The sequence below is a fragment of the Escherichia sp. KTE159 genome, assembly GCF_000408805.1.
Classification (GTDB): domain Bacteria; phylum Pseudomonadota; class Gammaproteobacteria; order Enterobacterales; family Enterobacteriaceae; genus Escherichia; species Escherichia marmotae.
The window spans coordinates 3,522,669-3,535,769 of the sequence record NZ_KE137292.1; the positions used below are offsets into that span (position 1 = coordinate 3,522,669).

General features: G+C 48.2%; 9 protein-coding genes and 2 rRNA genes. 4 read left to right on the top strand and 7 right to left on the bottom strand.

From position 1 onward, the window contains the following. The first annotated feature begins 146 nt into the window (after positions 1-146). Positions 147-779: a ribosome biogenesis GTP-binding protein YihA/YsxC gene (gene yihA / locus A31E_RS05065; protein WP_001517354.1), complete on the top strand. Its 633-nt coding sequence runs from the start codon at positions 147-149 to the stop codon at positions 777-779. Positions 780-1,178: 399 nt separating this feature from the next. On the opposite strand, the gene polA is transcribed toward yihA, so the two are convergent. After that, the gene (gene polA, locus A31E_RS05060; protein WP_016249355.1) at positions 1,179-3,965 is read right to left on the bottom strand and encodes a DNA polymerase I; all 2,787 of its coding nucleotides are present in this window, start codon (positions 3,963-3,965) and stop codon (positions 1,179-1,181) included. Positions 3,966-4,328: 363 nt separating this feature from the next. Between polA and A31E_RS05055 the strand changes: the two genes are divergently transcribed. Beyond that, positions 4,329-5,261, top strand: coding sequence for an acyltransferase (locus A31E_RS05055; protein ID WP_016249356.1), 933 nt, complete (start codon positions 4,329-4,331; stop codon positions 5,259-5,261). Positions 5,262-5,301: 40 nt separating this feature from the next. Here the strand turns inward: A31E_RS05055 and A31E_RS05050 are convergent, their stop codons facing one another. From A31E_RS05050 to A31E_RS05035, 4 genes are all read right to left on the bottom strand, one after another. Further along, a complete protein-coding gene (locus A31E_RS05050; RefSeq protein WP_016249357.1) occupies positions 5,302-6,732 on the bottom strand; it encodes a DUF945 family protein in 1,431 nt (476 codons plus the stop codon). Between the two features lie 153 nt (positions 6,733-6,885). Beyond that, entirely contained in the window at positions 6,886-7,512 is a 627-nt protein-coding gene (dsbA, locus tag A31E_RS05045; protein ID WP_000725337.1) for a thiol:disulfide interchange protein DsbA, read from the bottom strand. A gap of 16 nt (positions 7,513-7,528) precedes the next feature. Beyond that, entirely contained in the window at positions 7,529-8,515 is a 987-nt protein-coding gene (srkA, locus tag A31E_RS05040) for a stress response kinase SrkA (protein WP_016249358.1), read from the bottom strand. A 76-nt stretch (positions 8,516-8,591) separates the two neighbouring features. Next, positions 8,592-8,861 carry a YihD family protein gene (locus tag A31E_RS05035; protein ID WP_001295263.1) on the bottom strand — a complete coding sequence of 90 codons (270 nt, stop codon included), beginning with the start codon at positions 8,859-8,861 and terminating at the stop codon, positions 8,592-8,594. A gap of 69 nt (positions 8,862-8,930) precedes the next feature. Between A31E_RS05035 and mobA the strand changes: the two genes are divergently transcribed. After that, positions 8,931-9,515: a molybdenum cofactor guanylyltransferase MobA gene (mobA, locus tag A31E_RS05030; RefSeq protein ID WP_016249359.1), complete on the top strand. Its 585-nt coding sequence runs from the start codon at positions 8,931-8,933 to the stop codon at positions 9,513-9,515. Further along, the gene (gene mobB, locus A31E_RS05025; RefSeq protein WP_016249360.1) at positions 9,497-10,024 is read left to right on the top strand and encodes a molybdopterin-guanine dinucleotide biosynthesis protein MobB; all 528 of its coding nucleotides are present in this window, start codon (positions 9,497-9,499) and stop codon (positions 10,022-10,024) included. Before mobA ends, mobB begins: the two co-directional genes overlap by 19 nt. Before the next feature lie 103 nt (positions 10,025-10,127). On the opposite strand, the gene rrf is transcribed toward mobB, so the two are convergent. Both rrf and A31E_RS05015 read right to left on the bottom strand, forming a co-directional pair. After that, positions 10,128-10,243: ribosomal RNA gene (rrf, locus tag A31E_RS05020) — 5S ribosomal RNA — on the bottom strand. Positions 10,244-10,337: 94 nt separating this feature from the next. After that, positions 10,338-13,101 (bottom strand): 23S ribosomal RNA (locus tag A31E_RS05015); the annotation flags it as partial.

A 13,101-nucleotide genomic window follows, 5' to 3' on the forward strand; every position in this document is an offset into this window, starting at 1 on the left:
ATTTTCTCTACGATTTCGCATAAAAATGATCGGCAATATCTCACAAAGCATATGGTTTTTACTTACACCACTCCCCCGAAAAATCCGTCTTTTATTGTGGTTCAGGTATAATCGCCGCAACGCTTTGACTGATGGAGACGACCGCTTTGACTAATTTGAATTACCAACAGACGCATTTTGTGATGAGTGCGCCTGATATTCGCCACTTACCTTCCGATACCGGAATCGAAGTGGCTTTTGCAGGCCGTTCCAACGCAGGGAAATCCAGCGCGCTGAACACGCTGACTAACCAGAAAAGCCTGGCGCGTACCTCGAAAACGCCAGGACGCACCCAGCTTATCAACCTGTTTGAAGTGGCTGACGGCAAACGTCTGGTCGATTTGCCGGGCTATGGCTACGCAGAAGTTCCGGAAGAGATGAAGCGTAAATGGCAGCGCGCATTAGGGGAATACCTGGAAAAACGTCAGAGCCTGCAAGGCCTGGTGGTACTGATGGATATTCGCCATCCGCTGAAAGATCTGGATCAGCAGATGATTGAGTGGGCGGTAGACAGCAATATCGCCGTGTTGGTGCTACTGACCAAAGCGGACAAACTGGCAAGCGGTGCACGTAAAGCGCAATTGAATATGGTGCGTGAAGCGGTGCTGGCGTTTAACGGTGATGTGCAGGTAGAGACATTCTCTTCTCTGAAGAAGCAAGGTGTGGATAAGCTGCGTCAGAAGCTGGATACCTGGTTTAGCGAGATGCAGCCTGTCGAAGAGGCGCAGAGCGGCGAATAATTTTCTTGCCCTTGTGCTGGTGCCGGATGCGGTATAAACGCCTTATCCGGCCTTTAAAGTGAAGAAAATTCAATAAGTTGTTATTCACAATAAACCTGATACGCGTAGCGAATCAGACAATACAGATATTTTCTTTCGTGCAATAAAAAACGCCCCAGTCATTACTGACTGGGGCGGCTAAAAAATTCAGCCAAATCCGATTACGTGAAGTAAAAGGTCTGAAAGATAGAACATCTTACCTCTGTACCCTACGCGAGTAACTTTACTCTTTTTTGTTCAGTTCAGAAAGCACTTTTTGTAATTTTTTTTCAGTTGTTGCATAGGAATTTCTAATAGTCATCACAAAATGTGGCGAGTTATGTTGCTTACTTACGAAAAAAAGGCTTGCTCAGGCGAATCTTAGTGCGCCTGATCCCAGTTTTCGCCACTTCCCACTTCCACCAGCAACGGCACATCCAGACGGGTACAGTTTTCCATCAACTGATGGATTTTCTTCGCTACCACATCGAGATCATCTTTATGAACTTCAAACACCAGTTCATCGTGTACCTGCATAATCATACGCACACGCGGTTGCTCGGCCTGGAGCCATGCATCAACGGCAATCATCGCCCGCTTGATGATATCGGCCGCGGTGCCCTGCATTGGCGCGTTAATTGCTGCACGTTCTGCCGCGGCACGGCGCGCACCATTGCTGGACTTAATATCCGGCAAATAGAGGCGGCGTCCGTCCAGCGTTTCAACGTAACCCTGTTCTTTCGCCTGGGCGCGGGTGCGTTCCATATACTCCAACACGCCTGGATAGCGTTCAAAGTAGAGATCCATGTACTTCTGCGCTTCTTTACGCGGAATGTTCAACTGGCGCGCCAGACCGAAAGCACTCATGCCGTAAATCAGGCCAAAGTTGATCGCTTTCGCGCTACGACGTTGTTCGCTGGTGACGGTTTCCAGTGGCAAACCAAACACTTCTGCAGCCGTTGCCCGGTGGATATCTTTTCCTTCTGCGAAGGCGGTCAGCAAGCCTTTATCACGTGAGAGATGCGCCATAATGCGCAGTTCAATCTGCGAGTAGTCCGCAGAAACAATCACGTAATCCTCTGGCGCAATAAACGCCTGACGAATACGGCGACCTTCTTCGTTACGCACCGGAATGTTTTGCAAGTTAGGATCGGTTGACGACAAGCGCCCTGTCGCAGTCACCGCCTGGTGATAAGAAGTATGCACGCGCCCGGTTTTCGGGTTGATCATCAGCGGCAGCTTGTCGGTGTAAGTCGATTTCAACTTCGCCAGACCGCGGTACTCCAGAATCACTTTCGGCAATGGATAGTCCAGTGCCAGCTCTTCCAGCACCTCTTCCGACGTTGACGGCGCACCGCCCGGTGTTTTCTTCAGCGGTTTAATCCCCTGTTTTTCAAACAGAATGGTTTGTAACTGCTTGGTGGAAGAAAGATTAAATTCTTCACCAGCAATTTCATGCGCTTTCTTTTCCAGCTCCGCGAGACGCAGAGTGAGTTCTTCTGAATGATTGTGCAGAACTTTCGGATCGATCTTCACACCGTTACGTTCAATGCGCGAAAGCACCGGCACCAAAGGCATTTCGATGTTTTCAAAGACGTTCAACGGTCCTTTTTGTTTTTGCAGATCCGGCCACATTTTCAGATGCAACTGCAAGGTGACATCCGCATCTTCGGCGGCATAGCGTCCGGCCTCTTCCAGGGCAATCTGGTTAAAAGTCAGTTGATTTTTACCTTTACCGGCAATCTCTTCAAAAGTAATGGTTTTGTGCTTCAGCCAACGGTCCGCAAGGCTGTCCATGTCGTGACGCCCGGCAACACTGTTGAGAATGTAGGACTCCAGCATGGTATCAAAGGCAATTCCACGCAGCTCAATACCGTAGTTCGCCAGAATGCCGCGATCGTATTTCAGATTTTGCCCAACCTTCAGCGCCTTCTCATCTTCCAGCAGTGGTTTCAGCAGTTCGAGGGCGCGCTCGCGAGAGATCTGGTCGGGAGCATCGAGATAATCATGAGCAACCGGTACATACGCCGCCACACCTGGCTCGATGGCGAAAGATAGCCCCACCAGGTTGGCAGAGACGTTATCGAGGCTGTCGGTTTCGGTGTCAAAAGCAAATACCGGCGCTTTTTCCAGCTTCGTAATCCATTCTTTCAGCGTATTTTCATCAAGGATGGTGACGTAATTGTCGTAAGAAATCACCGTCGCAGTCACTTCCGGCATTTCGTCGACAACAATGGTTTCCTGCGACTTTGTGGCCGGTTTCGCCCCTTTGGCCTGTAACCACTTGCCTGCTTCAACATCGGCAACCCAGCGTTTGAATTCATACTTTTTAAACAGCCCTAACAACTCTTCAGCCGCCGGTTGCTGCACTTCCAGTTGTTCACAGGTCAGCTCCAGCTCAACATCAGTTTTAATCGTCGCTAACTGGTAAGAAAGATATGCTACCTCTTTATTTTGCTCGAGCTTCGCCGCCATTGTTTTCGCACCGCGGAAGCTTAGGCCAGCAATTTTTTCCGGCTCAGCATACAGCGTATCCAGCCCACCAAGACCTTGCAGCAGTGCCTGCGCGGTTTTTTCACCCACGCCCGGTACGCCAGGGATGTTATCTGAAGAGTCGCCCATCAGCGCGAGGAAGTCGATAATCAGTTCCGGCGGTACACCGTACTTATTCACGACCTCTTCCGGGCCAAGGATCGTATTCGTCATGGTATTGATGAGTGTGATATTTGGCGTTACCAGTTGCGCCATATCTTTATCACCGGTGCTGATCAGTACCGGGCGACCGGCTTTTTCTGCTTCGCGTGCCAGAGTGCCGATAACATCGTCTGCTTCTACGCCAGAAACGGCCAGCAGCGGCAAGCCCATCGCTTTAACCATCGCATGCAGAGGCTCGATTTGCACTCGTAGATCATCCGGCATTGGCGGGCGATGTGATTTGTAATGTTCAAACAGTTCATCACGAAAGGTTTTTCCCTTGGCGTCAAAGACCACCGCTGCATGCGTCGGTTTATATTGCAAGATCAGACTGCGCAGCATGTTGAGGACACCATACATCGCACCGGTCGGCTCGCCTGCGCTGTTGGTCAGCGGCGGAAACGCGTGATATGCGCGATAAAGATAAGATGAACCATCTACAAGGATAAGTGGGTTTTGGGGGATCTGAACCATAATGTCCGTGCCTGTTTATCAGATTATGGGTAAAGGATGCCACAGACGGGATAAAAACATGAGTTTTTCACCGCTTTTCGTGAAAATCTTTTGTAGATCTTCTGGATCGCTCGCTAATCCCCATGTGGATAACTTTGTGCATAAATTATTTACATCGCTTTTAATTTATTCTCATGCTTTTTACAGCATAATATTTATCGTTTACTTTCATGAAGTTAAAAATATCCCCTCAACGAACAATTGAGAAAAAGGGATTTTTTATAATGTGGATAGATATGATTTATTTTTCTATTTAAGGATCATCCGTTATTTGGATCGTTTTCTGCTAAAATCTGCGCCTTGCGCTTCTTTCGCGCACTGTCTATGGCTAACTTTTTGAATAAATTAATTATGACGAGAATACTCGCTACGATAACCCTTTTGCTGAGTATCGTATTGACCATTTTGGTCACCATTTTTTGTTCTGTCCCGATCATCATTGCCGGGATCGTAAAACTGTTGTTACCTGTACCAGTAATTTGGCGAAAGGTTTCACGCTTTTGTGATTTTATGATGTATTGCTGGTGTGAAGGATTGGCGTGTTTGCTGCACCTTAACCCACACCTGCAATGGGAAGTTCACGGGCTGGAGGGGTTAAGTAAAAAGAACTGGTATCTACTTATTTGTAATCATCGTAGCTGGGCAGATATTGTCGTACTGTGCGTGCTGTTTCGTAAGCACATTCCGATGAATAAATATTTCCTCAAACAGCAACTTGCCTGGGTGCCTTTTCTTGGCCTGGCGTGTTGGGCACTGGATATGCCGTTTATGAAGCGTTATTCCCGCGCTTATTTATTACGTCATCCGGAGCGGCGTGGTAAAGATGTTGAAACCACTCGGCGCTCATGCGAGAAGTTTCGTCGGCATCCCACCACTATTGTGAATTTTGTTGAAGGCTCCCGTTTCACGCAAGAGAAACATCAAAAAACCCATTCTGCATTTCAAAATCTTCTGCCGCCAAAAGCTGCCGGTATTGCGATGGCACTGAATGTGCTGGGTAAACAATTCGATAAATTACTCAACGTTACGCTGTGTTATCCGGACAATAATCGCCAACCATTCTTCGATATGTTAAGTGGCAAACTGACACGAATTGTCGTGCATGTGGATTTACAGCCCATTGCTGAAGAGTTGCATGGCGACTATATCAATGACAAAGGTTTTAAACGCCATTTTCAGCAGTGGCTGAACTCACTGTGGCAGGAAAAAGACCGGCTTCTGACATCTCTGATGTCATCACAGCATCAGAATAAGTAAGTTTTACTCGCCTCTGAATTAGCAGAGGCGAGGCATCATTTTAATGAATAAAACGCCCTGCACGAGACATAAATTCTTCTTCACTCATCTCCTGCCCATTGAAAACAACTTTACCTGGCATATAACGCAGTTGCAGTGAGGCGATATTGTTATCAATGGTGATTAACTGAAACATCTTACCTAACGCCATCATTCCGCTAATTTGTTTATCAGCCCGCCTCTGGGCTTTTTCAGCATCCATTCCTTCAGATAAATTAATTTGCTTTGATATTTCAGTGACGACATTAAGCGGTAAAGTCACGTCAAAATTGAGTGATTTAATATCTTTATTTGTGGCCGATGATGATTTAGCAGGATCAGCAATACTGATATCCAGATTAGCGTTAAGTTCTCCGACTGTATTTTTCCAACTAATCGGTAATTTAATAACCGGTTCACTTTTTTGTAATAGCGGTAAAGACTCTTTGAACAACGCAGCATTCACTTCTTCTTGCGCATTTTGATCGTTAGCTAACTCAGGGTGTGCTGCATACTGCTTCTTCATCGCAATATTGTACTGAATGATAAATTGACGAACTGCCGTTGGGTCGATAGATTCAGCAATCAGCGACCATTGACCACTACCTAGCGCCTGATTTCCTTTGGTTAATTTCTCAATACCATAAGTCAAATTAGCATTGATAAAGTCTTTATCTTTAACACGCTCAAGCGTTGTCCTGGCTATGAATGCATCAATTTTGGCAACCTCTTCACCACGATTGATAATGCTGACCTGATTAAATTTTGACTCATTTTCACCAATCGGAAATTTATTTCCTTCCAGTCTTGTCAGGGAGTTCACAGTAAAGGTTTTTGCTATTACTTTATTCATCGGCGATAAGTTCAGAGTGATATCTTCGACTTTTCCTTCAATATTCAGGTTAGACAATGAACTATTATCGCCGCTAAAAGTAAACTGGCCTTCACCAAAGGATACCTGACCATACTCTGCAGGAGCAACATCTAATATCGTAGAGAATGAGCCACCAAATGCGAATCGCAATGATGCTTCGACGGGCGATTTATCTTTCGCAGCGATAAATAGCGACTGTGTCAGTTCATTATTCACTAATTTCACTTTTGCAGCCGCCAGAGCAGGGATGACATTACCATGCATTAACATCGTGATGGGAAACGGGCCGTGCTCAACATCCACATCAAATGCAACTTTCTGGCCTGGTTTGATATTGAGATCTGGAGCTCCGTTATCAAATGTAATTAGCATTTGAAAATGGGAATTAAAAAAACCTTTTTCAAAGTTTTCATAGCTTGCCGTCATCTCGTAGGCATGTTCACCTTTCTTTTTCCCATCGTTAAAATCTTTAATAAATTTTTCGACACCCGGCTGAATTTGCGTGCCAGTGTACCATGTACCACCACTCCAGATAACGGCTAACGCAATAATTACACCCGTAGCTGACTTACGTATCATATAGATATTCCCTGATAAAACAGCAAAAGTTTGAATATCCACTTATGATGAAATAATGTCCAGCAACTGGACGCATTATCAGAAAGTATTTATATTTATTTAAAAATAAAAAAGCCCGCGAGTATTCACGGGCCTTATGTAATTCACAATGAATTATTTTTTCTCAGACAGATATTTCACTGTGTCAGCATATTGCTGAACGAAAACATCCATATTGCTGGTATCCATACCCTGCGGATTCAACTGATATTTACCGTTAACAAACATCGCCGGAACGCCACGCAATTGCACATCTGCGGCCGCTTTTTCTTGCTGTGCGACCAGAGATTTAACGACAAAACTGTTCCACGCCGCGTCGTACTCTTCACCTTTAATACCTGCGTTGATAAATACATCGCGGATATCAGATGCAGAGCGAATGGTCTGAGTTTTCTGTACGCCTTCAAACAGCGGAACAGTAACTTTGTCTTCTACACCCAGCGCCATCGCCACTGCCCAGGCCTGAGTCAGATCTTTGCCCAAGTCTCCACCCATGAAGTTGACGTGGTATTTGGTCATCTTCACGCCTTCCGGCAGTTTTTTCTTCACGTTATCAGAAATATGCAGAACTTCTTCAAACTGATAGCAGTGCGGGCAGAAGAAAGAGAAAAACTCCAGCACTTGCGGCGCGCCAGCAACCGGTTTTTCCAGGGTGGTGTACTGTTTACCATCTTCATACTGCGCCGCCGATGCGCTAAACGCTAAAACCAAACCAGCCAGCGCCAGCCAAATCTTTTTCATTGTCTACTCTCTCCGATTAATACATAGGTGTTAATTGTAAAGGGGGTTCTTGTAGAACTTTTACCTGTTCTATAAAAGTCGCCGTCTGTCGCAGCCAGTAATCTTCCCCGGTTAACCACGGGAAATTTTTCGGGAACGCGGGATCAGCCCAACGCCGCATCAGCCAGGCAAGATAATAAACCAAACGCATGGCGCGTAAAGGTTCAATCAGTCCGATTTCAGCGGTGTCGAACTCGCTAAATTCTTCATAAGCTTCAATAATAGTTTCCAATTGCATCCGCTGCTCGGCTTTATCGCCATTGAGTAACATCCACAGATCCTGTACCGCTGGGCCATTGCGTGCATCATCCAGATCGACAAACATCGGACCATCGCGCCAAAGAATATTTCCAGCGTGGCAGTCTCCATGTAGCCGCAGAACGGTGAAATCTTCCCGCCAATGCGCTGTAACAGCGGTAATCAGTTGATCTGTCGCTTTCAGGAATGCGGTCTTCAACCCGGAAGGTATTAGTGTGGCGTCCTCAAACAGCTTACGTGGCTCAGTAAGATATTCATTCAGGCCAATAGTCGGACGATGGATAAAAAGCTGTTTATGCCCCGTCTGGTGCATCCGCCCCAGATAGCGCCCCACCGCTTCCATCTGATCAATATTGTCGGCTTCGAATTGACGACCACCGACGCTTGGAAAAACAGCGTAATAAAATCCCTGATGATTCAATAAAGTTTGACCGTTATAGGCTAACGGCGCGGCGACTGGAACTTCGTCGTTTACCAGTTGTAACGCAAATTGATGTTCTTCGAGGATTTGGTCGGCTGTCCAACGTTCAGGACGATAAAATTTAACGACGAAGCGTCGACGCTCTTCGTCCTGAAATTGATAGACTCGGTTTTCATAGCTGTTAAGTGGGGTAAGACCGGAATCCACCCGGATCCCTTGCTCAAACAGAGCGTCCATGATGGTGTCCGGGTGTAGTGTCTGGAAAGTAAAAGCGCTGTTGTTCATCCCATCATCCGGAAAACATTACGAATGATGAAGGATATCATTTCACGATGATTTTGTTGGTGCCGCTTACAAGCTTTTACTCTTTAATTACGCCACGTGCGCGTAACAGCGCCGTTTTGAAATCTTCTTCATAATCTTTCTGCAAACCCGGGATCACCGCATCTTTTGCGGAATCGCGCATTTTCAGGTGGTAGATTAGAATGTCATCCGTCAAATCCGCCAGTTCGCCGTCAAAACCTGACTCTTTCGCCAATTTCTGCAAAAATTGCAGCAGGTTAAGGTCTGGCTCTTTTTGCCAGGCTGGCTGGAGGAGTTCAATAACTTCATTCAGACGTTTACATTTCATAGTGATGCTCCTTACTCTTGAGACAGACACGTTAGCAGGGTCAATCCCACAATAAAAGAGGCGATATCGGTGAATCTGATGACGACGATAACAGGCGTGGTGCTGGCAGGCGGTAAAGCCCGACGCATGGGCGGCGTAGATAAAGGATTACTTGAATTAAACGGCAAACCGCTGTGGCGGCATGTCGCTGACGCGCTAATGACGCAGTTATCTCACGTTGTGGTTAATGCCAATCGCCATCAGGAAATCTACCGATTAAGCGGTCTGAAAGTAATTGAGGATTCACTGGCAGATTACCCAGGCCCTCTGGCGGGAATACTTTCAGTAATGCAGCAAGAAGCTGATGAGTGGTTTCTGTTTTGTCCGTGTGATACGCCTTATATCCCCCAGGATTTAGCCTCCCGACTTTATCATCAGCGAAAAGATGCATCTGTAGTGTGGGTCCATGACGGCGAGCGGGATCATCCAACTATTGCCCTGGTAAATCGCACTATTGAGCCATTATTGCAGGAATATCTGCATTCCGGAGAGCGCCGGGTGATGGCCTTTATGAATCTTGCTGGCGGTCATGCTGTTGATTTCAGCGATCGTAAAGAGGCATTTGTTAACGTAAATACGCCAGAGGAGCTTGCCCGATGGCAGGAAAGACAATAATCCCTTTACTCGCCTTTGCTGCATGGAGTGGCACCGGCAAAACCACACTGTTAAAAAAACTTATTCCGGCATTGTGCGCACGAGGGATCCGTCCGGGTCTTATTAAGCATACGCATCATGATATGGATGTTGATAAGCCGGGCAAAGATAGCTATGAGCTACGCAAGGCCGGAGCGGCACAAACCATCGTTGCCAGCCAGCAGCGTTGGGCTTTGATGACAGAAACCCCAAACGCAGAAGAACTGGATTTGCATTTTCTCGCAAGCCGGATGGATGACTCAAAGCTGGATTTGATTCTGGTTGAAGGGTTCAAACATGAAGAGATCGCGAAGATTGTGCTGTTTCGCGATGGGGCCGGACATCGACCGGAAGAGTTGGTGATAGACAGGCATGTCATTGCTGTGGCCAGCGATATACCGCTTAATGTTGATGTCGCGTTACTGGACATTAATGATATTGAGGGGCTGGCTGATTTTGTTGTTGGGTGGATGAGTCAGCAGGCTGAATAAGCAGGAGTAGGTCGGATAAGACGTGGCAAACGTTGCATCCGGCATTTTTTCCGCACCAGCGCAAAAAGGCCATCCTTACGGATGGCCTTTCGCTTTATTTGATGCCTGGCAGTTCCCTACTCTCGCATGGGGAGACCCCACACTACCATCGGCGCTACGGCGTTTCACTTCTGAGTTCGGCATGGGGTCAGGTGGGACCACCGCGCTATCTCCGCCAGGCAAATTCTGTTTATTAACCCGCTTATCGCCGGCTAATCTAATCTGTATCAGGCTGAAAATCTTCTCTCATCCGCCAAAACATCTTCGGCGTTGTAAGGTTAAGCCTCACGGTTCATTAGTACCGGTTAGCTCAACGCATCGCTGCGCTTACACACCCGGCCTATCAACGTCGTCGTCTTCAACGTTCCTTCAGGAGACTTAAAGTCTCAGGGAGAACTCATCTCGGGGCAAGTTTCGTGCTTAGATGCTTTCAGCACTTATCTCTTCCGCATTTAGCTACCGGGCAGTGCCATTGGCATGACAACCCGAACACCAGTGATGCGTCCACTCCGGTCCTCTCGTACTAGGAGCAGCCCCCCTCAGTTCTCCAGCGCCCACGGCAGATAGGGACCGAACTGTCTCACGACGTTCTAAACCCAGCTCGCGTACCACTTTAAATGGCGAACAGCCATACCCTTGGGACCTACTTCAGCCCCAGGATGTGATGAGCCGACATCGAGGTGCCAAACACCGCCGTCGATATGAACTCTTGGGCGGTATCAGCCTGTTATCCCCGGAGTACCTTTTATCCGTTGAGCGATGGCCCTTCCATTCAGAACCACCGGATCACTATGACCTGCTTTCGCACCTGCTCGCGCCGTCACGCTCGCAGTCAAGCTGGCTTATGCCATTGCACTAACCTCCTGATGTCCGACCAGGATTAGCCAACCTTCGTGCTCCTCCGTTACTCTTTAGGAGGAGACCGCCCCAGTCAAACTACCCACCAGACACTGTCCGCAACCCGGATCACGGGTCCACGTTAGAACATCAAACATTAAAGGGTGGTATTTCAAGGTCGGCTCCATGCAGACTGGCGTCCACACTTCAAAGCCTCCCACCTATCCTACACATCAAGGCTCAATGTTCAGTGTCAAGCTATAGTAAAGGTTCACGGGGTCTTTCCGTCTTGCCGCGGGTACACTGCATCTTCACAGCGAGTTCAATTTCACTGAGTCTCGGGTGGAGACAGCCTGGCCATCATTACGCCATTCGTGCAGGTCGGAACTTACCCGACAAGGAATTTCGCTACCTTAGGACCGTTATAGTTACGGCCGCCGTTTACCGGGGCTTCGATCAAGAGCTTCGCCTTGCGGCTGACCCCATCAATTAACCTTCCGGCACCGGGCAGGCGTCACACCGTATACGTCCACTTTCGTGTTTGCACAGTGCTGTGTTTTTAATAAACAGTTGCAGCCAGCTGGTATCTTCGACTGATTTCAGCTCCACGAGCAAGTCGCTTCACCTACCATCAGCGTGCCTTCTCCCGAAGTTACGGCACCATTTTGCCTAGTTCCTTCACCCGAGTTCTCTCAAGCGCCTTGGTATTCTCTACCTGACCACCTGTGTCGGTTTGGGGTACGATTTGATGTTACCTGATGCTTAGAGGCTTTTCCTGGAAGCAGGGCATTTGTTGCTTCAGCACCGTAGTGCCTCGTCATCACGCCTCAGCCTTGATTCTCCGGATTTGCCTGGAAAATCAGCCTACACGCTTAAACCGGGACAACCGTCGCCCGGCCAACATAGCCTTCTCCGTCCCCCCTTCGCAGTAACACCAAGTACAGGAATATTAACCTGTTTCCCATCGACTACGCCTTTCGGCCTCGCCTTAGGGGTCGACTCACCCTGCCCCGATTAACGTTGGACAGGAACCCTTGGTCTTCCGGCGAGCGGGCTTTTCACCCGCTTTATCGTTACTTATGTCAGCATTCGCACTTCTGATACCTCCAGCAACCCTCACAGGCCACCTTCAACGGCTTACAGAACGCTCCCCTACCCAACAACACATAGTGTCGCTGCCGCAGCTTCGGTGCATGGTTTAGCCCCGTTACATCTTCCGCGCAGGCCGACTCGACCAGTGAGCTATTACGCTTTCTTTAAATGATGGCTGCTTCTAAGCCAACATCCTGGCTGTCTGGGCCTTCCCACATCGTTTCCCACTTAACCATGACTTTGGGACCTTAGCTGGCGGTCTGGGTTGTTTCCCTCTTCACGACGGACGTTAGCACCCGCCGTGTGTCTCCCGTGATAACATTCTCCGGTATTCGCAGTTTGCATCGGGTTGGTAAGTCGGGATGACCCCCTTGCCGAAACAGTGCTCTACCCCCGGAGATGAATTCACGAGGCGCTACCTAAATAGCTTTCGGGGAGAACCAGCTATCTCCCGGTTTGATTGGCCTTTCACCCCCAGCCACAAGTCATCCGCTAATTTTTCAACATTAGTCGGTTCGGTCCTCCAGTTAGTGTTACCCAACCTTCAACCTGCCCATGGCTAGATCACCGGGTTTCGGGTCTATACCCTGCAACTTAACGCCCAGTTAAGACTCGGTTTCCCTTCGGCTCCCCTATTCGGTTAACCTTGCTACAGAATATAAGTCGCTGACCCATTATACAAAAGGTACGCAGTCACCCCATAAAGAGGCTCCCACTGCTTGTACGTACACGGTTTCAGGTTCTTTTTCACTCCCCTCGCCGGGGTTCTTTTCGCCTTTCCCTCACGGTACTGGTTCACTATCGGTCAGTCAGGAGTATTTAGCCTTGGAGGATGGTCCCCCCATATTCAGACAGGATACCACGTGTCCCGCCCTACTCATCGAGCTCACAGCATGTGCATTTTTGTGTACGGGGCTGTCACCCTGTATCGCACGCCTTTCCAGACGCTTCCACTAACACACACACTGATTCAGGCTCTGGGCTGCTCCCCGTTCGCTCGCCGCTACTGGGGGAATCTCGGTTGATTTCTTTTCCTCGGGGTACTTAGATGTTTCAGTTCCCCCGGTTCGCCTCATTAACCTATGGATTCAGTTAATGATAGTGTGACG